General features: G+C 67.4%; 23 protein-coding genes. 13 read left to right on the top strand and 10 right to left on the bottom strand.

The annotated features are described in order from the left end of the window. The first annotated feature begins 260 nt into the window (after nt 1–260). Both GOPIP_RS24360 and GOPIP_RS24355 read left to right on the top strand, forming a co-directional pair. A complete protein-coding gene (locus tag GOPIP_RS24360) occupies nt 261–1,541 on the top strand; it encodes an HNH endonuclease (protein WP_006372515.1) in 1,281 nt (426 codons plus the stop codon). Nucleotides 1,542–2,072: 531 nt separating this feature from the next. Beyond that, nucleotides 2,073–4,163 (top strand): prolyl oligopeptidase family serine peptidase, encoded by a 2,091-nt coding sequence (locus GOPIP_RS24355; protein ID WP_006372514.1) that lies wholly within the window; start codon nt 2,073–2,075, stop codon nt 4,161–4,163. Between the two features lie 4 nt (nt 4,164–4,167). Here GOPIP_RS24355 and GOPIP_RS24350 read toward each other — a convergent pair whose 3' ends face one another. After that, nucleotides 4,168–4,671 (bottom strand): nucleotide exchange factor GrpE, encoded by a 504-nt coding sequence (locus GOPIP_RS24350; protein WP_006372513.1) that lies wholly within the window; start codon nt 4,669–4,671, stop codon nt 4,168–4,170. A gap of 77 nt (nt 4,672–4,748) precedes the next feature. Here GOPIP_RS24350 and GOPIP_RS24345 point away from each other — a divergent pair, with 77 nt between their 5' ends. The 4 genes from GOPIP_RS24345 to GOPIP_RS24330 all read left to right on the top strand — a co-directional run bounded on the left by GOPIP_RS24345 (nt 4,749) and on the right by GOPIP_RS24330 (nt 10,705). Next, the gene (locus GOPIP_RS24345; RefSeq protein WP_006372512.1) at nt 4,749–6,425 is read left to right on the top strand and encodes an Hsp70 family protein; all 1,677 of its coding nucleotides are present in this window, start codon (nt 4,749–4,751) and stop codon (nt 6,423–6,425) included. A gap of 5 nt (nt 6,426–6,430) precedes the next feature. Then, a complete protein-coding gene (locus tag GOPIP_RS24340) occupies nt 6,431–8,368 on the top strand; it encodes a hypothetical protein (RefSeq protein WP_006372511.1) in 1,938 nt (645 codons plus the stop codon). Between the two features lie 72 nt (nt 8,369–8,440). Next, nucleotides 8,441–9,169 carry a TerD family protein gene (locus GOPIP_RS24335; protein WP_006372510.1) on the top strand — a complete coding sequence of 243 codons (729 nt, stop codon included), beginning with the start codon at nt 8,441–8,443 and terminating at the stop codon, nt 9,167–9,169. A 216-nt stretch (nt 9,170–9,385) separates the two neighbouring features. After that, nucleotides 9,386–10,705, top strand: a complete 1,320-nt coding sequence (locus GOPIP_RS24330; protein WP_006372509.1) for a lipase family protein — start codon at nt 9,386–9,388, stop codon at nt 10,703–10,705. Here GOPIP_RS24330 and GOPIP_RS24325 read toward each other — a convergent pair. From GOPIP_RS24325 to GOPIP_RS24295, 7 genes are all read right to left on the bottom strand, one after another. Beyond that, complete coding sequence (locus GOPIP_RS24325; RefSeq protein WP_006372508.1) at nt 10,688–11,383, bottom strand: rhomboid-like protein; 696 nt, start codon at nt 11,381–11,383, stop codon at nt 10,688–10,690. The two genes, GOPIP_RS24330 and GOPIP_RS24325, sit on opposite strands and share 18 nt — an antisense overlap. Before the next feature lie 74 nt (nt 11,384–11,457). Next, the gene (locus GOPIP_RS24320) at nt 11,458–12,264 is read right to left on the bottom strand and encodes a hypothetical protein (RefSeq protein ID WP_244421212.1); all 807 of its coding nucleotides are present in this window, start codon (nt 12,262–12,264) and stop codon (nt 11,458–11,460) included. A gap of 28 nt (nt 12,265–12,292) precedes the next feature. Then, nucleotides 12,293–13,240 carry a polyphosphate kinase 2 gene (gene ppk2, locus GOPIP_RS24315; RefSeq protein WP_006372506.1) on the bottom strand — a complete coding sequence of 316 codons (948 nt, stop codon included), beginning with the start codon at nt 13,238–13,240 and terminating at the stop codon, nt 12,293–12,295. A 107-nt stretch (nt 13,241–13,347) separates the two neighbouring features. Next, nucleotides 13,348–13,860, bottom strand: coding sequence for a DUF6764 family protein (locus GOPIP_RS24310; RefSeq protein ID WP_006372505.1), 513 nt, complete (start codon nt 13,858–13,860; stop codon nt 13,348–13,350). A 232-nt stretch (nt 13,861–14,092) separates the two neighbouring features. Continuing rightward, nucleotides 14,093–14,533 (bottom strand): SRPBCC family protein, encoded by a 441-nt coding sequence (locus GOPIP_RS24305; RefSeq protein WP_014358903.1) that lies wholly within the window; start codon nt 14,531–14,533, stop codon nt 14,093–14,095. Nucleotides 14,534–14,610: 77 nt separating this feature from the next. Beyond that, entirely contained in the window at nt 14,611–15,288 is a 678-nt protein-coding gene (locus GOPIP_RS24300; protein ID WP_006372503.1) for a DUF4166 domain-containing protein, read from the bottom strand. 129 nt (nt 15,289–15,417) lie between these two features. Then, on the bottom strand, nt 15,418–16,023 hold the full coding sequence (locus tag GOPIP_RS24295; protein ID WP_006372502.1) for a TetR/AcrR family transcriptional regulator: 606 nt from the start codon (nt 16,021–16,023) through the stop codon (nt 15,418–15,420). A 42-nt stretch (nt 16,024–16,065) separates the two neighbouring features. Here GOPIP_RS24295 and GOPIP_RS24290 point away from each other — a divergent pair, with 42 nt between their 5' ends. Continuing rightward, nucleotides 16,066–16,551, top strand: coding sequence for a PaaI family thioesterase (locus tag GOPIP_RS24290; RefSeq protein WP_014358902.1), 486 nt, complete (start codon nt 16,066–16,068; stop codon nt 16,549–16,551). 28 nt (nt 16,552–16,579) lie between these two features. Here the strand turns inward: GOPIP_RS24290 and GOPIP_RS24285 are convergent, their stop codons facing one another. Together GOPIP_RS24285 and GOPIP_RS24280 are read right to left on the bottom strand one after the other, a co-directional pair. Beyond that, nucleotides 16,580–18,175, bottom strand: coding sequence for a serine/threonine-protein kinase (locus GOPIP_RS24285; RefSeq protein WP_081482560.1), 1,596 nt, complete (start codon nt 18,173–18,175; stop codon nt 16,580–16,582). 58 nt (nt 18,176–18,233) lie between these two features. Next, nucleotides 18,234–19,040 carry a tyrosine-protein phosphatase gene (locus GOPIP_RS24280; RefSeq protein WP_006372499.1) on the bottom strand — a complete coding sequence of 269 codons (807 nt, stop codon included), beginning with the start codon at nt 19,038–19,040 and terminating at the stop codon, nt 18,234–18,236. A gap of 82 nt (nt 19,041–19,122) precedes the next feature. Between GOPIP_RS24280 and GOPIP_RS24275 the strand changes: the two genes are divergently transcribed. The 6 genes from GOPIP_RS24275 (at nt 19,123) to GOPIP_RS24250 (ending at nt 25,319) form a co-directional block, all read left to right on the top strand. Further along, nucleotides 19,123–19,992, top strand: coding sequence for a TetR-type transcription factor C-terminal domain-containing protein (locus GOPIP_RS24275; protein ID WP_006372498.1), 870 nt, complete (start codon nt 19,123–19,125; stop codon nt 19,990–19,992). Between the two features lie 164 nt (nt 19,993–20,156). Next, nucleotides 20,157–21,038, top strand: a complete 882-nt coding sequence (locus GOPIP_RS24270) for an SDR family oxidoreductase (protein WP_020172367.1) — start codon at nt 20,157–20,159, stop codon at nt 21,036–21,038. 91 nt (nt 21,039–21,129) lie between these two features. After that, nucleotides 21,130–21,876, top strand: coding sequence for a helix-turn-helix transcriptional regulator (locus GOPIP_RS24265; RefSeq protein WP_006372496.1), 747 nt, complete (start codon nt 21,130–21,132; stop codon nt 21,874–21,876). Nucleotides 21,877–22,094: 218 nt separating this feature from the next. Further along, on the top strand, nt 22,095–23,252 hold the full coding sequence (locus tag GOPIP_RS24260; RefSeq protein ID WP_006372495.1) for an LLM class flavin-dependent oxidoreductase: 1,158 nt from the start codon (nt 22,095–22,097) through the stop codon (nt 23,250–23,252). 67 nt (nt 23,253–23,319) lie between these two features. Further along, nucleotides 23,320–24,849, top strand: a complete 1,530-nt coding sequence (locus GOPIP_RS24255) for a fatty acyl-CoA synthetase (RefSeq protein ID WP_006372494.1) — start codon at nt 23,320–23,322, stop codon at nt 24,847–24,849. Next, complete coding sequence (locus GOPIP_RS24250; RefSeq protein ID WP_006372493.1) at nt 24,846–25,319, top strand: flavin reductase family protein; 474 nt, start codon at nt 24,846–24,848, stop codon at nt 25,317–25,319. The genes GOPIP_RS24255 and GOPIP_RS24250 overlap by 4 nt, the downstream gene beginning before the upstream one ends. The last annotated feature ends 14 nt before the right edge of the window (nt 25,320–25,333 follow it).

Genomic DNA, 25,333 nt, shown 5'->3' with positions numbered 1-25,333 from the left:
CGATGGTCGAGGTGCACGGCGCCCAAGGCGCCGGGCCTCGAGACCTGGTGAGACAACACCCTTCTCAACCACATCGAACAGCCGCAGCGAAAGCCGCACCGCCTACCACATCCCACCGACAGAAAACTTCCGCCAGCCCACCACCGAAACCTGTTGTCCACAAGCATATTTCCCCCACAGAACCATCGAACACACTTGCCCTAATCCACATGTTCGAGTAGAGTGGATCCATCACACCGATCAGCGACCGGGGAGGGGCCATGATCGACACCACCAAAGCTCTTGACGCCGAAGCGGTTTTCGCCGGGATTGTCAGCCAACTCAGCGACCTGCAATGGAATCCGGACATGACCGGGTCGCAAGCCTTCGGCGCGATGAAACAAGTCCTCTTGCTGCGGAACCTGATCGATCACCACGCCACCACCCTCACCGGCGAGATGGACCGGCTGGGAGTGGCCGATCACAAGACGACCCGGCTACGGGAGTTGTTGATCAGCATGGGTTGCGCACCCGCCGTCGCTTCGCGATATGTGCGGGTTGCCGCCACCACCGATGTGGATCTGTTGTTGGCGCACGCGGCGGATGGGTCCATCTCGTCCGAACACACCGATGCCATCGTCCGCGGATTGGCGCACATCGACACCCGATGCCCCGAACCCGTCGACACCGTGCAACGGTGTGAATACCTGCGGAAGCTGCTGTCGCATTCGCATTACTTTGCCGGTTTCACCCCCGCCGAGATCAACCTCTACTCGCGGCAGCTGGGGAACGAGCTGGCGGCCGAGACACCCGGTGGGTTACCGGCTGCCGAGGACAAGTCGATCAACTCCTACACCGACCGCATCACCGACGACGGCCGGTTGGAGATCTCGGCGAACCTCGACATCATCGCGGGGGAGAAAACCAGAACTCTGATGGAAACCTTGTCGGCGCCCAAACCTCAACCCGACGGCTCCCCCGATCCGCGGACACCCGAACAGATCTGCGCGGCCGCGTTCGAAACGATCGTGGAGTTGGCGGCACAAGGTTTGGCCGACACCACCTTCTCGGCCAAACCCACCAACGGGCTGTTGTGGACCTGGTCAGCCGACAACCCGGCACTCGGCGGGAACTTGCAGAACATGGGTGCGATCACCGAAGCCACCGCCAAGTTGTTGTCGTGTGACACCACGATCACCAAGATCATGCTCGATCCCAACGGGGTACCGCTCAGTGTTGGCGAAGCGAAACGCTTCTTCACCCCCGGCCAGCGCAAAGCGTTGTTGGTGCGTGATCGCGGATGCATCAAATGCGGTGCGCACGCCGGACGCTGCCAAGGACACCACCTCGAGCATTGGAGCAAGGGTGGGCCCACCGACCTCGACAACGGATGCCTGCTGTGCACCAGTTGCCACGACGATGTCCACCACCACGGATGGGACATCATCATGGGATTCGACCGACACCCCTGGCTGATCCCACCCGCCAGCATCGATCCGCAACGGCGACCGATACCGTCCTATCACCGACGGACCATGCGACTCGACGACACCGCAGCCTGACCCGAAGCGCCTCCACTACAGCCTGATTCCCTGCAACCGGCCCGGCCGGGACCGCATCTGTTGTTTGAGAACTCCATAGCGAATTCCCCACCCCCGATGGTCGAGGTGTCGTGCCGTCCGTGGCCCGGAATCCCGTCGGCACAAGGGGTCTCGAGGCCCGGCGCCAGGGGCGCCGTGCACCTCGACCACCGGGAGGGGAGGCCACCGGGTGGAGAGGGCGTCAGCATCGTTCGAGGGGAGCGCATACCCCGCTGGTCGAGGTGCGAGCCGCGTGCGGCGAGCCTCGAGACCGACTGCTACGGTGCTAGATTCGCACCACCGTGGACCGAATATATTTCGGCGCACGGTGTCTCGAGTCTCGTCTCTGGCGCTCTTCGGCACCTCGCCCATACCTCGACCATCGGGAGTGGCACGGCAGGTGCATCCCGTTGCGGGTCACCTCGACCATTGGGTTGGGGAGCGCCCGGCATCATTGGACGAGACGGACGGGGTCGGAAAGTTCGTGGTCATCGTGTGAGCTCAGCATGTGGCATGCAGGACGCGCCGGCTGAAGCCGGGTACGTTGGCGAGGTGACCGACAGCAACACCACCACCTCCGCCGACGACCCCTACCTGTGGCTCGAGGACGTCACCGGCGACGAGGCACTCGCCTGGGTGCGTGACCACAACGCACCCACCCTTGCCGAACTCACCGACTCGGACCGGTTCTCCCAGCTCGAAGCGCAGGCCTTGGAGATCCTCGACACCGACGACCGCATCCCCTACGTGCGTCGCCGGGGCGAGTACCTCTACAACTTCTGGCGCGACGCGGCGCACCCCCGCGGACTGTGGCGGCGGACCACGCTCGAGCAATACCTCACCGACTCCCCCGAGTGGGATGTCCTCATCGACGTCGACGCCCTCGCCATCGCCGAGGACGAGAACTGGGTGTGGAAATCGGCCACCATGAACCGGCCCGGGTACGACCGCGCCCTGATCTCGATGTCGCGCGGCGGTGCCGACGCCGCCGTCGTCCGGGAGTTCGACGTCGCGACCCGTAGCTGGGTCGACGACGGCTTCACGCTCCCCGAGGCGAAGTCGTCGATCTTCTGGATCGACCGCGACACCGTCTATGTCGGAACCGATTTCGGGATACAGCCCGATGGCGACGGATCACTGACCACCTCGGGGTATCCGCGCGTCATCAAACGGTGGACGCGCGGCACTCCGGTCGATGCGGCGCCGACGGTGTTCGCCGGCTCTGTCGACGATGTGGCGGTGAGCGCCGGGTACGACCACACGCCTGGATTCGAGCGTCATTTCGTCTCGCGCGCAACGGATTTCTTCAACGAGCTCACCTACGAGCTCCGCGGCACCGAGGAGATCTTGCTCGACGTGCCGACCGATGCCCACGTCAGCGTGCACCACGATTGGATGTTTGTCCGCCCCCGTTCGGACTGGGAAGTCGGCGGAACCGATTATCCGGCAGGCACTCTGCTCGTCTTCGACTACCCGTCCTACCTCGCCGGGGCGCGCGAACACACGGTGCTGTTCACCCCGGACGCGCACACCAGCCTGCAGTCATTCTCCTTCACTCGGTCACACCTGATCGTGCTCACCCTGCACGACGTGCACACCGAGGTGACCGTGCGCACTCTCGGCGACTGGACGGTCGTGCCACAACCCGGGCTCCCCGAACTCGCGACCGTCTCGGTCCTCGACACCGATCCCGACGACAGTGACGAGGTGTTCTGGTCGGCGACGTCGTTCACCGCGCCACCGAGCCTGCTGCACGGCAACAGCGGCACCGAGGTCACCGTGATCAAACAGACCCCGCAGTTCTTCGACGCGGAATCGGTGGTGGCCGAACAGTTCTTCACCCCGTCCGACGACGGCACCCCGATCCCCTACTTCGTGATCCGGCGCCGCGACGTGACCAGCGGCCCCACACTGCTCTACGGCTACGGCGGCTTCGAGAATTCGCTGACGCCGGGCTATCTGGCGCTCTCGGGACGCAATTGGATCGAACGCGGCGGCATCTATGTCATCGCCAACATCCGTGGCGGCGGCGAATACGGCCCGGCCTGGCACACCCAAGCCCAGAAGGCCGGTCGTCACCTGGTGTACGAGGACTTCTCGAGTGTTGCCAAGGACCTCGTCGCAGGTGGACTGACGACCCCGGCCCAACTCGGCGCACAGGGCGGTTCCAACGGCGGCCTACTGATGGGCGTGATGCTCACCCGATATCCGGAGTTGTTCGGCGCGTTGGTGTGTCAGGTCCCGCTGATCGACATGCGTCGCTACCACCTGCTGCTGGCGGGCGCGTCGTGGATGGCCGAGTACGGCAACCCCGACGACCCCGACGAGTGGGCCTACATCGGTGAGTACTCGCCGTATCAGAACCTCACACGCGAGAAGACCTACCCGCCGATTCTCGTCACCACCTCCACCCGCGACGACCGCGTCCATCCCGGGCACGCCCGCAAACTCGTTGCGCGACTCGAGGAGTACGGTCACGACGTCCGCTACTACGAGAACATCGAGGGCGGGCACGGCGGTGCCGCCGACAACAAGCAGGCGGCCTTCAAGTCGGCACTGGCGTACGAATTCCTGTGGCGCACCATCGGATCGGCCGACCACTGAGCGGTCAACGGTAGACGACGACCGCCGCGGGCCGCACCGACCGCGGCCCGACGTTCAGTCCCGGCCGCAGAACGTCGGCGACCGTCCGTGACCGGTCGGCCGCGCCGGTCTCCCGGGTGTCGACGGCGTCCATGGTGACGGCGTCGAAGTCGTCGCCGATCCGCGGTGTCACGAGCGTGCCCCCGCGGCCGACGATCACGCGTTCCAGGCCGTCGGCCAGCGCGGTGAACGCGGCGCGGTCGGCGGCGTCGGTCGACGCTGAGGCACAGCCCGCGGCGTCGCCGTAGAGCGCCAGCAGGTCCACCAGCAGGGCCAGGTCTGCGCCGGCCGCATCGCGCGCCGACCGCTTCTTCTCGGCGTCGAGGAGCCGGTCCAGCGACTGCGACTGCCGGACAATCACCCGCCCGAGATCCTCGAGCCGCTCGTCGAGACGGCGGAACGGCTCGGCCACCTCATCGGCACCACCCTGGCTCTCCGCACCGGCGACGTCGTCTGCACCCTCGGTCATCCGACCAGCGTAGAACCCGGCGCTCGCACCATCGAGACGCCTGCCCGGCGCGCGTCGCGCTGTTACGATCCCCGACCGTGGGCGTATTCGGCATCGATCTGGGCACGACGAATTCGGCGATCGCGGCGATCGACCGCGACGGACGGCCCGAGGTGATCGGCGACTGGAATGGTGCGCCGACGACACCGTCGGTCGTGCTGTTGCCGTCGGCGCACGACCACGTCGTCGGCGAAGGTGCCCGCAGGCAGGCACGACTGGACCCCGACAACGTGTGCGCGCTCGTCAAACGTCGTATGGGTGAAGCAGATTGGCGGTTCGTCGCCCACGGCCGGAGCTGGTCGGCCCCGGCGATCTCGGCGCTCATCCTGAAATCGTTGGTCTCCAACGCCGAATTCGCCGGCGAGAAGGTGGAGCGCGCGGTGATCACCGTGCCCGCCTACTTCGGCGACGAGGAACGCCGCGCCACCATCCAGGCGGGTACCTACGCCGGACTCGACGTCGCCGGGGTGTTGTCGGAGCCGATCGCGGCGGCGCTGTCCTACGGATTCAGCCGGTTGACCGACACCGTCGCCACGGCCACACCCGACGAGACGGTCCTCGTCTACGACCTCGGCGGCGGCACCTTCGACGCCACGGTGATCGAACTCGCCGACCGGCGCATCTCGGTGCTTGCCGTCGACGGCGACCATCAGCTCGGCGGCGCCGACTGGGACGAGCGACTCGCCCTGCACCTGTCGCGGAAGTTCTGCGAGGAGCACCCCGACGCCGAGGATCCCCTCGACGACTCGGCCGGTTCGCAGGCCCTGATCATGGCCGCCGAACGTGCGAAACACGAACTCAGCGAATCAAACTCGACATCGGTGATCGTCTCGCACGACGGCGTGCGGTCGGTACTGACCGTGACCCGCACCGAACTCGAGGAACTCACCGCCGGACTCCTCGCACGCACCCTCGATCTCACCGACTCGTGTGTGGCCGGCGCCCGCCGACGCGGGGTGGCACAGGTGGATCGGGTGTTGCTGGTCGGCGGCTCGTCCCGGATGCCTGCGGTGACACGCGAGATCACGGCGCGGCTCGGGATCACCCCCGAACTGCGCGATCCGGATCTGGCGGTCGCGCGTGGTGCGGCGATCTACGGGGAGAAACTCGAGATCGAGCGTCTGGTCACCGCCGACCTGATCACCCGAGGTCGATTGGCGCCCGGTGCGACGCTCGTCGACGCCGCGCCGGCCGATGTCGACGAGGCCGCCGCCCGGGTGGCCGCGGCGTTCGCGATACCGGTCGCCGGAGTCCGTCGAATGCTCCAGATCAGCGTCGACACCGTGGTTTCTCGCGGCTTCGGGGTACTCGCGGTCAGCGGTCGCAACGGCGAACTCGAGGTCACCTGGCTGGTGCATCGCAACCAGCCCTTGCCGATCCGCGTCCAGCGCTCCTTCGGGACGGTGCGCGCCGACCAGCGGCGCATCGAGCTGACCGTGGTCGAACAACTCGGGCAGGAGGCCTCGCCCTCACCGCGCGACGCGAAGATGCTGATCGAGGGCGCCATCGAGGACATCCCGCCCGGCCACGACGAGAACAGCGAGGTGCGGGTCACCTTCGAGATGGGATTCGACGGCGTGCTGCACGTCAGAGCCCATCATGTCGAGGCGGACATACCGCTGACCCTCACCGCGAAAACCGGTGCGACGCTGTCCCAGTCGGAGGTCGCGCGGGAACTCGACCAGGTCCACCGCAGTCGACGCCGGGACGTCTGAGCGCCGTGGAACCCTTCGTCGGCAACGACTACCGCAAACGCGTCCTCGCCGCGGTGGAACGCCGCGGCGGCGTCGAGGAATCCGACCCCTTCGAGCTGTACGACATCCCGATCGCCGAGGCCGCCACCCTCTCCGACCCCGAGGTGGCCGCCCGGATCGACGAGGTGTGGGCGTTCTGGCAGAAACAACGCGATCACCCCAAGTACCGGATGCTCGTGGAGCATTTGGTCGCCGAACACGGCGACCGCAGTGCACCGCTACGTGAGTCGGTTCGCCGCGTGACGCTGGCCCGGTCCGTGCAGGCGCGCCGCACCGAGCTCGATGAGCAGCGATATCAGTTGTTGGACAGCGCGATCGAACGCCTCGTCGCCCGTTATGGCGGCATCCCGGAGGGAAAGCGCGCCGGTCTCGACGAGATCGGGGCGATGGGTGGACTCAGTACCGACGAGGTCGCGACCCGACTGCGCAGACACCGCGTAGTGTCCGATACCCCCTCCGGGGCAACGGCTTCCACTCCTGCCGCGCCGCAAACGCTGTCGGCCCACAAACTCTCCCAGATCACCGAGCTGCTCACCGAGTTCAGCCGCCGCCGCAGCGGACCGCCTGCCCACACACTGCTCGCGGTACTCGATCTCACCACCGACAACGCCGCCGACCGCGGCGAGATCCGGCTGCGCGTCGACGGAATGCGCCACCGCGCACGGGAACTACCCGCCGGCCGCATGCGCGCCATCGTCGACGAGCTCCTCATCGACATCGCGGAGATCCTGCTCGGACCCGTCGAGGTCACCGTCGCGTACCTCGCCTCGGTCACCGACCGGGTCACCGAACATCTGCGGCCCCGTATCCGGGCGGCGATCCTCGTCGAGGATCGCCTGCACCCCGACGATCACCAGTTCATGCTCGACGAGGCGCGTGGACTCGGTCTCGGCACCCGCGACGCGCGCCGGCTGATCGCCACGATCGCGGCCGAGTACGGCGGCGCCGTCGAGGAGCCGGCCCCCGCCCCGGCCCCCGCACCGGCCGCACCGGCTCCGACGCCGCACACCCCGGCAGCAGTCGACTGGCAGCGCGAATTGCGCTCGGCCCGACAGGCTTTACGCAAGGGCCGCCCAGAGGAGGCCCGGCGGCGATGTGCACAGGCGCGCGCAGCCGCCGGCGACGACCCCACCGCACTCCGTCAGATCGATGCGGTCGCCGACGAGGCCCAGCGAACCCTGGACGCCACCGACCCGCCACCCGAACCGGCCCCGGCACCAGGGCCGCCTCCGGCAGCGTCAGCGGAGCCGCCCCCCGCAGCGCCGTCGCAGGTTCGGGCCGAGGCGGTCGACGGCACCGTGCGGGTGAGCTGGGAACCCTCACCCACCGCGGGGGTGAGCTATCGGGTCACCCGCGTCGAGCCGAACGGCCGCAGGCAGGTGGTCGGCCGCACCTCGGAGACCGCACTCGACGACGGTGGCGTCGGCACCGCAACCCCATTGCCCACCTACGAGGTCACCGCAACCCGCGCGGGCGTGCACTCCGACGTCGCGATCTCCGGTAACCCGCCGCCCCCGCCCCGACCCCCGGCTCCTGCACCCACAACACCCACGGCTCCCACCACGCCACCGACCGATGATCTGCCCGCCGTCACCGACGTCCGCGTCGACGGGGACCGGGTGATCTTCGCGTGGCCCGACGGCGTCACCGAGGCCCTCGTCGTCATTCGGGCGGATGCACCTCCGCAGTCGCCGACCGACCCGGCGGCGTGGGCGAAGAAGATCACCAACACCCGCTACGCCATCGACGGCGGGTTCGCGATCCCCGGTTCCATCGCACGTCCCGGGCACATCGCGGTGGCGGCGTGCCGGCGCGACGGCAGCGGCGCGCTGACCGTCGCCGCCGCCTTCGGCCCCCGGGCGCGCGCGGCCCTGCCGGCGACGAACACCAACCCACGCCCGTGATTCGCTAGGCTGAATTCGCCGAATCGGACATCACCGACCTCGACCACCAGATTCAGAGGGGAATCACCTGCCATGGGAATCGACTACACCAAGCGACCGAAGACGCCGCCGGCCCCACAGCCACAGCCGACTCCACAGGCACAGCCGTATCAGCAACCGCCGCAGGGTTACCCGAACCAGGCTCCAGCTCAGCCGCCGGTGTCGTTGTCGAAGGTGACGCTCACCAAGTCCGCGCCGAGCGTGTCGCTGACCAAGCAGGGTTCGGCGACCGGTCAGGTCCGGGTGAACCTCAACTGGACCGCCGGCTCCAAGGGCGGACTGTTCAAGCGCGCCACCGGCGTCGACCTCGACCTCGCCTGCCTCTGGGAGTTCACCGACGGCAGCAAGGGCATCGTGCAGGCCCTCGGCAACTCGTTCCAGGCGCCGTACCAGGGACGGCCGATCATCTGGCTCGACGGCGACGACCGCTCCGGATCGAACACCGGCGGCGAGAACATGTACATCGACCTGTCGGCGTCCAATCAGATCCGTCGCGTGCTGATCTTCGCCTACATCTACGAGGGCACCCCCAACTGGGCGAGCGCCAACGGCGTGGTGACCCTGTTCCCGGCGAGCGGACCGCAGATCGAGGTACGCCTCGACGAAGCCGATCAGGGCGCCATCTCGTGCGCGATCGCACTACTGGAGAACCGCGGCGGCGAACTCGTCGTCAATCGCGAGGTGCGCTACATCCGCGGCTCCCAGTCCAAGGTCGACGAGGCCTACGGCTGGGGACTGAACTGGAAGGCCGGCCGCAAGTAGCGCTTGCCCTTCCCCCGCACCACCTGACGCACACCGCTCGCCGCACGCGCACATCGACCGTGCCCGGGCGGTGTGCGTTCGCTCACCACCACCGACCACGAGCCCGCCGCGTGCCGTAAGGTCTGCGCGGTCATGCCGACACCGCCCCTGCTGGTGGCGTCGGCCCGTCGGGGGCGACCGTGCCGGACGTCCCCGGGCACTCAATCGGGGGATGGTGTGCTGAAGTTCTCGACCTGGCGCGTTGCGGCGCGATGCCGCCTGCGTGCAATACTCGTCGCCGTCACGATGACCACCGTCGCGATGACCACCGTCACGATGACCACCGTCGCGCTGAACGCCGGATATGCGGCGGCACGGCCGGATTCACCGCTCGATCTGAACGCGATCGCCGATGCCGCGATGAGGTCGGTCGTCGCCGATCCCGATCCGTTCTACGCTCACACACCGCCGGGCGCCGACGCCCGTCTCGGCGAGATCCTGCGGATCGAACCGATGGCTGCGCCGGCGGTGGAACGCACAGTGCCCGGTGTGCGCGGGTTCCGGATGCTGTACGTGACGACCGGGCCACTCGGCGACCGGACCGCGGCGAGCGCGTCACTGTTCGTCCCGACGGCAACTCCACCGCACGGCATGCGCGCATTGATCGGCATGGGTGTGGCCGACGAAAGCATGGGCTCCTATTGCCGGCCCACCTCGTCGATGTCACGCAACTCGGTGATCGATCAGGTTCGCGGTATGGGCCCGGTCGACTCGGCATCGACAGCGCTGCGTGCCGGCCACACCGTCGTCGTCGCCGATCTCGCCGACGACGGTGGTCCGTCGCCCACCCCGACGCTGCTGCCCCGCTTCGACGGGCACGCGTTGCTCGACGCGAGCCGCGCGGCCCGCTCGGTGCCCGCGGCCGGGTTGACCGCGTCGTCGCCGATCGGTATCTACGGTCCGTCCGGCGGCGGGAGCGGCGCGGCCGCGGTGGCCGCCGAGCAGGCCGGAACCTATGCGCCCGAACTGCACATCCCGGCGATCATGATCGGTCAGATGGTGCCCGATCACCGTAACTTCATCCGCCGGAACAGCGGCACGGTGGGAGCCGGATTCGCGGTCGCCGATCTGCTGGGTCTGGAGACCGGGCACCCGGAGATGCGGATCGACGACAAACTCACCGCAGTCGGCAAGAGGATCGCCGACGCCTTCCGGCACGCGTGCGCGGTCCCGACCTATCTCACCCTGTCGTACGTACCGCTGCCGGCATTGTTCCGGCCGGGTCATTCCCCGTGGGCCGACCCCGACTTCCGGCGCGCCTTCGACGCGGCCGCGCTGGCCACCCCCACCTCGCCCACCCCGACCGCGCGGTTGCGGCTGACGCGGTGCGACTCGAACCTCTCGCCGGTGTCGGTGACGCCCGTCGATGACCTCGCACGCGCCGCGGCGACCTATCGTGCGAAGGGTGCCCGCGTCACGACCCGCGTCGTGAGCTGCCTCGGCGGACCCGGTGACGTCTACGCCCCGGACCTTCAGTGGCTACTCGCTGCACTGTGACCGGCGCCGGGAACCGAGATGCCGCCGAATCGCCCGGACGACGACCATCGGATCCCACTGCTGCCCGGCGAGGCCGCGTGTGAGCGGGTACCAGGCGAATCCGATCAGGGCCGAACACGCATGCCCGATGTTGGTGACGGTGATGTGCGAGAGAAGCGGGACGACGTAGATCACCACGCAACCGGCGATGTACACCCACCGCCACGGGCGGGCGATGTGATAAGCCAGCACCGCCGCGACCGCCGCCAGAAAGTAACTGACGCCGACGTCGTGGATGCGTACCAGGTCCGCACTCGCATCACCAGATGCAATGGCACGCCGCAGCAATCCCTCACTGGCATAGGTGGCGACGACATGTGCGCTGAGACCGACCACGACGAAACGTGCGGTGCCGAGCCATCGTTCGGCCGGGATCAGGAAGATGCAGAAGAGGATCAGATACGGAAACCAGTACGAACCGTCGAGCCAGAACAGGCTCGCGAGGAGAACCTGGAACGGATCCTTCTGCAGATTGACGATGTTGGTCGACTGATGACCGAGCACGTGGTTGAGATGCCTCGGCGACATCGAGTGCTGCAGGATGGTCGTCATCAGCAGGATCACGAGCCACACACAGGTCACGGGAGCGGAACGGATTCGATCCCAGATCCACGCGCCGGCGCTCGTCAGTCGGTCCACCTCGTCTCCCACTCGTCAGCCCCGGTGATCAGTGTGCCGGTCGAGCGACGCCCGCGCCGGGGACCGGGACACACTCAGCGCGCGATGAGCCGCACGACGATGCCGAGCACGATCCCGATCGCCCCGGCGATCGCACCCACCGTCGCCCACCAGGTGAGGTCGTTGGCCAGGGCGTCGGTGGCCGCTCGGGTCAGGGCGTTGCCGGTGGAGTGATTGACGAACTGGCGGTTGACCAGCGTCGTCGCATTCAGAGCCGCCAGCCAGCTCAGCAAGGCCGCCAGCAACCCACCCAGACCGAGCGCGATCAGCACCGTCCCGCGTCGTCGGGCGACGAGCAGGGCGAGCAGGCCGGCGATCACCGCGACCGCGGTCGCGACGTATCCGATCGTCGTGATCTGTTGTCCGACTTTGTGATACCGGCCGGCATCGAGCCCGCTGCCCTCGGCCATCGGCACCTCGATCTTGCCCGGCACCGAGGTCACGAACGGCAGGTTGGCGCTCTTGAGCGCCCGGTTTACCATCGCGGTGATGTCGAGTTGCATCTCCTGGGAGCCGCCCGCGGGCGCGGGATCGAAGAGCCAGGAATGCTGCTGTCGGACGAGATCGGCGAAGTCGGCGGGGAAGTCCTGTCCCTGCGTGTAGCGCTTCGCGAACGGTTCGATCAGCGTCGACGCTCCGGGCACATTGACCCGGGAGGACACCTGCTCGGTGATCTCGTCGGCGATGAACGCCTGCACCTGCGGGTCGTGCGCGAGCGGTGCGGCGACGTCGGCGAAACCGTCGGCATCGACCACCCGCTCGGCAGCCCACATCGACGGCAGGGCGACGACGATGGCCACCATCGCGATAAGGGTCAGCAGCGCACTGAGAAACGTTCGCACCGGCACGAGGGTACCTGCCGAGACTCGCTCACTCGTCGGCGATGACCCGGGCCCGGCCGACGATCAGCGGATCGGGGGTGCCGACGAGCTCGTCGTTCTTGCCCTTGTAGTCGAACAGGCTGAGCACGTGGCGCATCGCGTTGATCCGCGCGCGCTTCTTGTCGTTGCTCTTCACCACCGTCCAGGGCGCGATGTCGGTGTCGGTCTTGGCGAACATCGCCTCCTTGGCCGCACCGTAGGCATCCCACTTGTCGAGCGACGCGAGGTCCATCGGGGACAGCTTCCATTGGCGGACCGGGTCGATCTGCCGGATCGCGAAGCGGGTGCGCTGTTCGAGCGGGCTCACCGAGAACCAGAACTTCACCAGGTTGATGCCGTCGTCGACGAGCATCTTCTCGAACGCCGGGACCTGATCCATGAACTGGTCGTACTGCTCGGGGGTGCAGAAACCCATCACACGCTCGACGCCGGCACGGTTGTACCAGGAGCGGTCGAAGAAGACCATCTCGCCGCCCGCGGGCAGATGCTGCACGTACCGCTGGAAGTACCACTCGGTGGACTCGCGTTCCGAGGGCTTCTCCAGCGCGACGACCCGGGCGCCGCGGGGATTGAGATGCTCGTTGAACCGCTTGATCGTCCCGCCCTTGCCCGCGGCGTCGCGGCCCTCGAACACCAGCAGGTGACGCTGGCCGGTCTGCTTGGACCATTTCTGTAGTTTCAGCAGTTCGATCTGCAGCCTGCGCTTGGTCACCTCGTACTCGCGGCGACTCATCCGCTCCTCGTACGGGTAATCCTCACGCCAGGTGTCGACGACGTTGCGCTCGGGCAGCGTCAGCAGCACCGGATCGTCGTCATCGTCGTCATTCACCTCGAACTGGGTGGTGTCGTGTAGATCGACGAGGCTCTGCAGCGCTTCGCGCCCGTTGAGCTTGCTGAAGTCGGGGCCCAGGGTTTCCAGGTCGTGTAACTCGGTCACGGATCAACGATATGCCGCGGTCACGAACGTCGTGTGTCGAAGGGGTGAACGAGGAGACCCTCAGATCTGTGAAGTCAGACAGACCTGAGGAGTCGGACCCGTGAAAATCAGTTGTGCAGGTCGATCGAGCCGTACTTCAGGCACGCCTTGCCGCTGGTGGTGTCGGCGGCCGCGGCGAAACCGCCCGAGCAGCCGACGCCGGGCTGACCCGAGTAGGCCTGGCCCCCCCAGCCGCCGATGGCGACCGAGTACCCGCCGGCGCGGGCCTGGGCGACCGAGAGCGCCTTGGGTCCGGTGGTGATGGAGTAGGAGGTGCCGTTGGTGGTGGCCCCCGCCAGCGCCGACGAACCGGGCGCCTGGTTGATCGCATTGGCGTTGCCGCCGCGGTCGGACACGGCCACCGCCGTACCCCCACCGGTCTCCTGCGCGCTGGCACTGCTGCCCACACCGGCGCGCGCGCCGCACCCGCTGGTGCCCTGAATCTGTTGCACCTCATGGCCATTCGTCGCGTTGCAGGTGACCGCCTGGGCACCACCGCCACCGAGGCCGAGACCCCAGATCGCTCCTGCGCCGCCGACGGCGACAATCAGGGCCCGTGCCGCAAACCTGTGAGTACGCAACGTGAATCGGCCTCCTCGCCGTATTGGGACAGCCATCTGGCGATGGCGGAAGTGATGACCAGATGGTCAGACTGAGCACAGCGTACTCCCGTCACCGACACCCGCCCGACCGACTCGGTCACGGAACGGCATCTATTGCCCGCGGACGGGTCGCCCCGCACCGGACCACCCGGACGCCAATGGGGCCTGCCGATCGAAATCGGCAGGCCCCATTGGGTTTTGACGTCTGAAATCAGGCTTTTGCGCGGCGCTCCGACTCCGCGGTGAGACCTTTCTTGGCTGTCTCCACAGCCGTCTTCTGGCCACGTTTGACGAGCATGCCGGGCAGCTTCACCTTGAGGTCGATCTCGAGCTCGAACTCGACGTGCGACCCGTCGCCCGACGGCGTCACCGTGTACTTGCCCTGTTGCTCGGCCAGCATCTTGGACTCGATGAGACTCCAGGAGCAGGTGTTGTCGGTCCACGCATAGGAGACGGTCTGATCATCGTTGACGCCCGCGGCCGAGACGGTCATGGTGACCTGATCGGGCGTGCCGTCGTCGTGTTCGGAGACGATGGCGGCCGCCTTGTGCGGACCGGACCATTCGGGCAGGGATTCCACATCCATCAGCACCTCCATCACGACCGACGGGGGTGCGGCGACATCGAACTCGGTTCTCGCAGAGACAGCCATGCGCAGAATGTACCGCGCGGTGAAGTGCCGCGGCAGGAGAACCTCGTCGGAGCGGGCCGGATCCGGCTGCGGCTCCGTCAGACCTCGCGGTCGACGAGGTTCAGCGGCCACGCCTCGTCGGGGATGTCGCGCACGCTGCAGGCGATGTCGGTGGCGGTGAACCAGCCGCGGAAATGCAAGATCTCCCCGATCACCGGGTTGCGGACGGTGGCGTCGCACCGGAACCGCTGACGTTCCTCGTCCCATCCCTCGATGTACTTCATCTGGGCGCCGAACAGGCCCTTCATCCCGACCTTGGGGCCGCGGCCCAGCCAGCGCATCGGCCCGCTCTCCAGCAGCAGTTCACCGGCGGCGGTCACCGACGGCTCGATCGGGTAGAGCAGTTCGGGTCCGTCGCCGAAATAGTCGACGAGGCCGGTGCGTCCGGCCACGAGCAGCGAATTCAGTTTGCGGGTCCCCGAGGTGTAGTCGAAGCTGCGCAGCACGGCCAGATTCTCTCGACCCAATTCGTCGGTGTAGCAATAATGTCCCTGGCTGAACGGCACCATCCGGCTCGTCTTCGAGGGCAGCGCGTTGCGTTTGCCGTAGTACCAGAAGAACGGTGGCGGCAGCGCCGGGGTGATGTAGACCGACTCGAGGATGCCGGTCCCGATCTGGGCGACATTCGAGGTGGAGTCGATGCTGTAGCGCCACGCGATGTTGGGGTGCAGACGGTCGAAGTCGGAGCCGAGGACATCTCGGTACACCGGTGTCATCGCCCCACCACCTCCCGCAGATGTGTGTCCCACGACATGTTTGAACGAAAAACCTACTATGTCGTCGTTCACATCGGGAGCCCGAGGTGGTCGGGGCCCGCGCGACCCCGAGGGCCCGACGGGCGGGGATCAGTGTGCGGCGGCGTCGTCGCAGAGGCGTGCGAGCTCGCCGATGACCTGATCGAGTGGCGCCACGCTGCGCTGCGTCTGGCACAGCCCGACGGCCCCCTCGATGGCGGCGACGACCAGGTTGGCCAAGGAATCCGCACGCTCTGGGGCGACCCCCTCGGAGACCAGTCGGGCCGCGATCAGCCGAAGCCAGTTTCCGAAGATCTCGTCGGCCTCGTCGGCGACGGACGGCTCCGACCGACGGGCGAGACCCCCGGCGAGCACCGGGCAGCCGAACTGGAAGTCGGTGGCGACCAGCATCCGCCGCCACACGTCGCCGATGCCGATGATGGCCTCGGCGGGCGAACCCGGATGCTGACCTCCGATGCGGGTGGCGATGAAGTCACCTGCATAGCGCACCGCCTCGGTCATCAGCTGCGTCTTGCCACCCGGGAAGTGGTGATAGATCGAGCCGCGTGGGGCCGAACTGGCCGCGATGACGTCGCCGATCGAGGTGGCCGCCACACCGTCGCGACCGATCAGATCGGCGGCGTGCACCACCATGCGCTCACGCGGTCCGCGTGAGCGGGTCTTGGTCGTCACGATGTCGGTGGCCTCGTCACCCATCGGGCATCACTCCTATGTAGGCCTTCATAATTCGGTGCTTCTATGCAACCATACATAATCATGACGACCTCAACGAACACATCCGCCGCCACCGACCCGAGCGCGATGTCGGGGCTCGAACTCCTGCGCGCCTGGCAGTCGACCCCCGACGACGACCGGCCCAGCATCGGCCGGTTGCTCGGTATGCGGCCGGTCCGCATCGAGGAGGGCGAGGTGCACTTCGCCGTCACCCCCAAGGCAGACTTCGCCAATCCGCTCGGCACCGTGCACGGCGGCATCTGCGCCACCCTGCTCGACTCGGTGATGGGCTGCGCGGTTCACACCACCCTGCCCGCCGGCGTCGGCTACACCACCCTCGAACTGAAGGTGAACTACATCCGGTCGGTGGCCCTCGACGCCGACGAGCTGACCGGCGTCGGCACCGTCATCCACGTCGGCGGGCGCACCGCGACCGCCGAGGGCAAGGTGTTCGCCGCCGACGGAAAGCTCGTCGCACACGGCACGACGACGTGCATCGTGTTCCGGTAGCGCCGATCCCTTGGGGGCGTCGGAATGCCTACTGCTGCAGCGGTATCCGCGTCCAGGGGCTGCTCGGATCGGTGAGCAGCATGCTCAGCACCGGACGCGTGCGGGCGCAGGACTCGTCGGCCGCGGCAGCAGGGTCACGGGCATCCTCGGCCGAGGCCAGCGCCCGACCCCACTCGAATCCGAGCGCAAACGCCATCCAGTCGGCGTAGCGCTGCTGCGCGCGCCGGCCCAGGTCGACGATCGCCGCCCATGCCCAGATCTCCTCGACCAGTCCCGCGCGATGACACATCCGCACCAACTCGACGGCCTGCCCGAGTTCCCACGCCGCGGTGCTGACCGGCACCTGCTGCGGCAGGTTGTGCGACAGTGCGACGGTCTGCACGACGGTCCGGGCTCGTGCGGCATCCACACCACTCGCGGCGGTGATCGCGTCGGCAGCCCCCGGGTCGAACCTCATCGCCGACCGCGGCACTCCCGGCTGCATGCGCGTCAGTCCCGCGAGGACGGCGTCGTAGTCGGCGGTGACCAGCCCGAGGGCCAGTAGTTCGGTGGTGTCGATGGCCGACGCGGTGTCGGTGATCGCCCATGCCCGACGGACGATCTTGCGGATCGAGCGGTCGCTTTCGGCCATCGTCAGGTGGTCGACGGGATCCTGCGACGTGGTGACGGCAAAGTAGGCGCCGCACGCCACGCCGCGGAGTTGCTCGACGGTTCCGGGATAGCCGCTCCATCGGATCGGGCCACCGGTGACCGGCATCGGCGGCGCAGCGGTGTAGGGCATGGGAGCAACCGGTGGCACAGCAACCATGGTCGGCGCCGCGGCAACCATGGTCGGCGCCGCGGCAACCATGGTCGGCGGAGCAGCCACCACGGTGGGCGGCGCGGGGACAACCGTGGGCGGGGCGGTCGCCGTGACGAAGGTTGGCGAGCTCGCCACACCGTCCTCTGCGCCACACAGTGCCGCTCGCAGCGCGGCGGCGAAGTCACGACACGACGGGTAACGCCGGGCGGGGTCGGCCGCGCAGGCACGGCTGGTCACCCTTTCGATCTGCGAGTCCACCGCGCTCCCGAGCATGTCGATCGCGGTGCGGGCGAGCTGCGTCTGATCGTCGGCGAGTTCGGCGGGATCGGCGAGGACGAAGCCCGTCAGGTAGGGGCGGTGGTGCGCGTCGAGCAGTATCTCGCCGGCCCGGATGTCGGTGTGCGCGAGGCCGTGCGCGTGCGCGTGATCGAGGGCGTCGGCGACCGCCGTGACGATCTTGGTCACCGTGTCCGCCGACAGCGTCGTTCCGGATTCGGCGAGGAGGGTCCCGACATCACCGCCGTCGACGTACGCCGTCGACACCCACGGCATCCCGTCCCCATCACTGCCACAGCCACTGTCGCCACGATCGTGGACCGGGACGATATGCGGATGCAGCAGCGACGAGGCGATGTCGACCGCGCGAGTGAATCGGGCGCGGGCGTCGGCATCCTCATCCGACCCGGGATGCGGCACAGTCAGGACATCGCGTCGGGGCAGCCGCGGGTGGTCGGCCAGATAGCGATCCCCGGCAGCACTCGGCCGCAGCCTCTGCACGATTCGGTAGCCGGCGATGTCGTCGCCCACGGACGGAGTCGTCATGAGCGAGGACGCTACCGCGGTGGCGCTGCAGCCGTGCCGGCACCGCCGGCCCGCGACCTCAGTCCAGGAAGTACTCCCGGAGCCGCCGTTGGTCCTCGACACCGATCTCGAGGCCGCGGCTGAAATATCCCTCGATCCCGCCGTAGGTCGAGTCCACCTCTGCGAAGGCCGCGTCGAGGTAGGCGGCATCCACCCCGAGCACCGGAATCAGTAGGTCGGGATCGCCACCGGCGGCGGCGAAGTCGTCGAAGATCGGTCGCAGGGCCGGGACGAGGCGCTCGTTGGTCAGCAGATAGTCATGGTAGACATCGTCTTTCGCCACGCCCATCAAGGCGAGAAAGGATGCCGCCGCCCAGCCGGTCCGGTCCTTGCCGGTGGTGCAGTGAAAAAGCGCGGGCGCTCGATGCTCGCCGAGCAGCCCGCGATAGAAGGACCGGTAGGACGAGCGCGCGCTGGGCAGCGACACCAGGTCCCGGTAGGTGCCCGCGATCAGGTTCCGGGCCTTGCCGTCGGACAGTTGCTGACCGGCCATCGCCACCGTCTTCGGATCCGACAGGAAGGCCCCGATGTTGGCCGGGATCGCCATGGCCGCGTCGGCGAGCACGTCGAGGTGGATGTCGATGACATCGTCGAGTTGGGGATCGGGCAACGCTTTCCGCTCGGTGGCCGAGCGCAGATCGTAGATCGTGCGCAGGCCCAGCGCTTCGAGGTGCGGCAGGTCGGCGGTTGCCATGGCGGAGAAGTCCGTCGACCGGTACAGCTGTCCCGACCCGACCGTCCGATTGTCGGCGGTCGCCCACCCGCCGAGATCACGCAGGTTGGGCAGGGTCTGGACGGGACTGGGAGCACCCGGCGACGAGGTCATCGCACGAGTATCCCAAACCGGCACCCGCCGAAGCATCGAGCGCGTCCGGGAATTCATCTCCTGTTCGGATATCCTGAACGCCGTGGTCGAGCACTCCCCCTCCGGACGTCACCCCGGCGCCCGAATCCGCAGCGCCCGCATGACGAGCGGGGTGTCGCTGCGCGAATTCTCCCGCCGGATCGGGATCAGCCCCGCGACGCTGAGCGCCACCGAGAACGAGCGGACGGGCATCAGTGTCGAACGACTCGAGACCATTGCCGCGGCACTGGGCATCCACCCCTCGACACTGCTCGAGGACGGCCCCCCGCCCGCCTTCGACGAGCCCGCGAACACCGATGATGACGCGGGCACCTCACGGGCGTGGCGCGATTTCGGGGGTGCCGAGGTCGCCGACCCCGTTCTCGATGCGGCGCTGAGTTGCATTGTGGCCAAGGGATATCACGGGTGCTCCATCCGCGACATCGCCGACGCCGCCGGGCTGTCGGTGGCATCGTTGTACCACCATCACGAGAGCAAGCAGGCCATGCTCGTCGATCTGTTCGACCAGACGATGACCGAACTGCTCGATCGCGCGGCCGGAGCGCGAGACGACGCGGGCGGCGACCCGGTGCGCGCCTTCACCCTCATGGTGGAAAGCCTTGTCCTGTATCACAGTTACCGTCGACGGTTGTCGTTTCTCGGCGCCACCGAAATGCGCAGCCTCGTCGAACCCAACCGGCGCCGGATCGCCGATCGGCGAGTCACGCTGCAGCGCATGTTCGACACGGAGGTCGATCGCGCCGCCGCGCAGGGCCGGTTCGGCGCCCCGCGCCCCCGTGACGCCTCCCGCGCGGTCGTCGGACTGTGTATCGGCGTCGCCGACTGGTACGACCCCGACGGTCCCGACACCCCCGAGCGGATCGCCGCGCTCTACACCCGGTACGCCCTCAATCTCGTCGGTGCACGCCCGTAGTCAGCAGGCTCGACCCACATTGTTCGGATAAGCCGAACAGTTCGCGGTGAAATGTGCTCCCGGCACAGCCGTGACGGTCGCCGGTTCTGGTGTCTGATCACAGTATTGACAGGCACATGACCAACAGGCACCCTTATCGTGACCGATCGATCGCTCAGTTGTCCATGGGCGTCGAGCACCCCCACCGAGAGGACCCACCCGTGACCGCATCCGAGAAGACGTTGCAAGGACGCACCGCCATCATCTCCGGCGGCAGCCGTGGAATCGGTGAGGCCATCGCGGTCCGGCTGGCCCGCGCGGGCGCCAACATCACCCTGCTGGCCAAGACCGCCGAGCCGCATCCGAAGCTTCCCGGCACCATCTACACCGCGGCGCAGGCCATCGAAGAGGCCGGCGGACAAGCACTGCCGATCGTCGGCGACATCCGTGACGATCAGCAGGTCGCCGACGCCGTCGCCGCGACCGCCGAACGCTTCGGCGGAATCGACATCGTCATCAACAACGCGAGTGCACTGAACCTCACGGCGACCGCCGAGATCGACATGAAGCATTACGATCTCATGCAGGACATCAATGCGCGCGGCGCATTCTCCTTGTCCCGCAGCGCAATCCCCCACCTCCGCAAGTCCGACCACGCGCATGTGCTTACCCTGTCACCGCCGATCTCCCTGGAGCCGCACTGGTTCGACGAGATCGGCACCGCCTACACCGTGTCGAAATTCTCGATGACGATCGTCGCCCTGGGCCTGTCACGAGAACTGGCCGCCGACGGCGTCGCGTCGAACTGCCTGTGGCCGCGCACCACCATCAGCACCGCGGCCGTGCGGAACATCCTGAGCGAGAAACTGATCGCCCGCAGCCGCAGCACCGAGATCATGTCCGACGCCGCGTACGCGATCCTGTCGAAGGACCCGTCCGCGGCCACCGGCCAGTGCTACATCGACGACGAGGTGCTCTCCGCCAACGGCGTCACCGACTTCGCCAAGTACCGCACCGTCGACAGTGACGACGAGCTGGAGCTCGATTTCTGGACGACCCGCCGATAAGGGTTGCGGTGAGATCGGCGAATCCGGTCTCAGCAGGACGCGGCCCGGGCTAGGATCGTCGCCAGCGTCGGCGGTGTCGAGGAGGTAGGGCATGCCCGGAGCACGCTCCACAGGACGTGATCACACCCATCTCGAGGTCGAGGACTACGACCGGATCTTCGGCGTCCTCGAACGCGTCCAGGACGCCGAATCACTGACCGAATTCACCGGCGAACTTCACGAAGCCCTCGGTACCCGGTTCGATCTGCGCAACACCACCTGCTTCACCGGACCGACCTACGATGCGCTCTTCGACGATCCGCAGCCCGTACTTCAGGGCCGGATGTTGCCGCTGTTCCGGATCTATCACGCCGGTCTGCGCTACGACGACGTGTTCCGGCTCCCCGAGGCTCACGCGATCCTCGCCCGCACCGCGGCCCTGTCGGCCCATGAGCTCAAGGATCTACCCACACCCACGCGGGATTATCTGGCACGCCTGCGTGATTCCGACCTCGACGGCGTGCGGACCATCTATCTGCGCCATCCCGGTGGGCACAGTCTGATCGGCCTGTTCTCGCACGAGGCCCACCCGCCCAAGGCCGACATGGCCGTGCTGCGACTGCTGGGCAAGCAACTCGCCGCCATCGCCCGCCACCTGCCCGAGCATCGGGCACCGGCCCTGACGAAACTGACCCGTCGTCAGCAGGAGGTCGCGCAGTTGGTCGCGCAGGGCCTCACCAACGCCGAGATCGCGGCCGTCCTGGTGGTTGCCGAGGACACCGTGAAGAAACACATGAGCCAGATCCTGGCCGTCACCGGTTGCCGGTCCCGGACCGAGCTCGCCCTCTGCCTGGGCTGAGCCCGGCCCGAAAGTCGCGTGTGAGCCGGCGATTTTCGGTCAGGAATGTCCCCGTGAGGGGCGTAGATCACGCCGCAGCGCACGCCACACGTGCGCACGACTCCCCGAACAGGCCCAGAACAACTCCACCTTCGTGGAATATCGCGGCGCGCCGGCCGGTGTGAGCCTGGTTACAGCCCGGCCACCGTTCGACGCCGGCCACACTCGGAGGAAGTCTCGTGTCTCGACTCAAGTTCGGAACCTTCATCGCACCGGTCCACAAGCCGGGCAAGAACCCGACGCTCGCCCTCGCACAAGATCTCGAACTGATCGAACATCTCGATCGGCTCGGCTATGACGAGGCGTGGATCGGCGAACACCATTCCGCGGGATCGGAGATCGTCGCGTCGCCGGAGATCTTCATCGCCGCCGCGGCCGAGCGCACCAAGCACATCAAGCTCGGCACCGGTGTCACCTCGATCGCCTACCACAACCCGCTGTGGGTCGCCGATCGCATGGTGCTGCTCGACCACCTCACCCGCGGCCGGGTGATGCTCGGCGTCGGTCCCGGATCCCTGCCCACCGACTCGGCGATGATCGGCCTGAATCCCATTCAGACGCGGGAGATCCTCGAGCCCAACCTCAGCATCATCCTCCGGCTCCTCGCCGGGGAGACGGTGACGGAGAAGACGATCACCCACGAGCTGATCGACGCCCGGTTGCAGCTGCGCCCGTACTCCGACATCGAGGTCGCCGTCGCCGCGGTCGCCTCGCCGACCGGCGCCCGCCTGGCCGGCACCTACGGGCTCGGACTACTGAGCATCGGCGCGACGTTGACCCCCGACGGCTTCGACGCCCTGGCCCATCACTGGAACGTCGTCAACGAGCGCGCGGCCCACTCCGGTGCACAGGTCGATCGCTCCGGCTGGCGGCTGGTCGGTCCGTTCCACATCGCCGAAACGCAGGAGCAGGCCTACCGCGACGTCGAATACGGCATCGAGCACTGGTTCGAGTACTTCCAGCACATCGCCGCCTTCCCGCAGATGGCGGTGTCGGGCAGCAACCTTCGCGAGATGATCGACTTCATCAACAATGCCGGGATCGGCGTCATCGGCACCGCCGAACAGGCGCGCGCCCAGGTCCAGCGTCTGGTCGATCAGTCCGGCGGATTCGGCTCGATGCTGCTGATGGGCCATGACTGGGCCGACGTCGCCGCCACCAAACGCTCGTACGAGATCTTCATGCGCGATGTGGTCCCGCACTTCCAGGGCCAGTACCAGCCGACCGTCGACGCCGCCGAGCACGCCCGCACCGTGCGTGAATCCCACGCACAGGCCCAGCTCAAGGCGGTCGAGCACATGACGCAGAAGTACCAGGAGGAGACGCAGGCCCGCTGACCGGCCGACCGAGCGATCCCACGGCAACCCAGGTCTGGAAATTCTATGGAAAGAGTTGTCTCCCATCATGACTGACTTGCGATCCAGTACCGTCGACGCGATTCTGCGGCGGACCGCACGGCGCTACCCGAACGTCACGGCGATCGTCTTCGACGAGCGTTCGTGGACCTACTCCGAACTCGACGACATGGTCACCCGCGCGGCGCATGCCCTGCTGTCGCGGGGGCTCGTCCACGGCGATCGGGTGGCCACCTACGGCCGTAATTCGGATGCGTATCTGGTGGCGTTCCTGGCGTGCTCACGCGCCGGCCTCGTCCACGTCCCGGTCAACTATGCGCTGACCGGTGAGGAATTGCGGTATCTGATCGACGATTCGGGCGCCGCACTGGTACTCGTCGATCCGGATCTGACGACATATGTGAGCGCGGCGTCGTCGGTGGCACACAGCCCGCTACACGGTGGTCCGGACGCACTGCTGGAGTCCTCGACGTCCGGCACCGTCCCGGTCGTCGACGCCGAGGTCGCCGACACCGATCTGGTGCAACTGCTCTACACCTCGGGGACCACCTCGCGCCCCAAGGGCGCGATGATGTCGCATCGGGCGCTGATCCACGAGTATTTCTCGTCCATCGAGGCACTCGACTACGCCCGTGACGACAACCCGTTGCATGCCATGCCGCTGTATCACTCGGCCGGCATGCACGTCCTGATGATGCCCTACATCGCCATCGGCGCGACCAATCGCCTCATCAAGGCCCCGGATGTTCCCACGGTTCTGCGTCTGATCGAGTCCGAGCGGATCGGGTCGATCTTCCTTGCGCCGACGGTCTGGGTTCCGTTGTCGCAGCACCCGGATCTGGCGACGCGCGATCTCTCGTCGTTGCGCAAGGCGATCTACGGCGCGTCGATCATGCCGCTTCCCGTGCTGGCGCGCCTGCAGGAGCGACTGCCGGATCTCGGTTTCTACAATGCCTTCGGGCAGAGTGAAATCGGTCCGCTGGCAACCGTTCTGCGGCCCGAGGGCCATGCCGCCCGGCCCGCCTCGTGCGGCCTTCCGGTGCTCAACGTGGAGTTACGGGTGGTCGACACCGACGGCAACGACGTGGCACCGGGAGACAGCGGTGAGGTCGTCTACCGCTCGCCGCAATTGTGCGACGGTTACTGGAACAATCCCACCGCAACGGCAGAAGCCTTCCGCGACGGCTGGTTTCATTCCGGTGACCTGGTCACGATCGACGAGGAAGGCTACGTCACCGTCGTCGACCGCATCAAGGACGTCGTCAACACCGGAGGAATCCTGGTGGCCTCGCGTGAGGTGGAGGATGCCCTCTACACCCATCCGGCGGTCGCCGAGGTGGCGGTCATCGGTGTCCCCGACGAGAAGTGGATCGAGGCGATCGCGGCCTTCGTGGTGCGTTCCGGCGAGGTCGAGGAGGCCGAGCTGATCGCGCACACCCGCGAACAATTGGCAGGATACAAGGTGCCCAAGCAGATCCACTTCGTCGAGAGCCTTCCGCGCAACGCCTCCGGCAAACTCCTCAAACGCGAGATCCGTCGCGACGTCCTCGACGCACCGGTCGGCGAGGTGGCCCGATGAGCCTCGAGGATTTCCGACATGTGTTGGGGCACTTCCCCACCGGGGTGACCGTCGTGACCGCGATGACGCAGGAGGGTCCCACCGGATTCTGTTGCCAGTCGTTCTCGTCCCTGTCTCTCGACCCGCCGATGGTGCTGATCCTGCCTGCCCGGACGTCGACGACCTGGCCGCGGATCGAGGCTGCCGGACGATTCTGTGTGAACGTCCTCGGCCACGATCAGGCCGACCTCGCACTCGGCTTCGCCCGTTCCGGCGGCGACAAGTTCGCCGGTGTCATATGGGCGCCCGGCCACAACGGCGCACCGCGCGTCGAGGGCGCCTGCGCCTGGATCGAGGCCGAGGTCGCATCGATCGGCGACGGCGGCGATCACGTCGTCGTCCACGGCCGGGTGTCCGAACTCACCGCCGACAGTTCGGTGGCGCCGTTGATCTTTCATCGCGGCGAGTTCGCACAGCTCAACTGTGCGTGACCCCCACACTCCCC

It is taken from the genome of Gordonia polyisoprenivorans NBRC 16320 = JCM 10675, from assembly GCF_000241325.1.
GTDB classification, from domain to species: Bacteria; Actinomycetota; Actinomycetes; order Mycobacteriales; family Mycobacteriaceae; genus Gordonia; species Gordonia polyisoprenivorans.
This window is presented reverse-complemented; position numbering and strand designations above follow the sequence as displayed.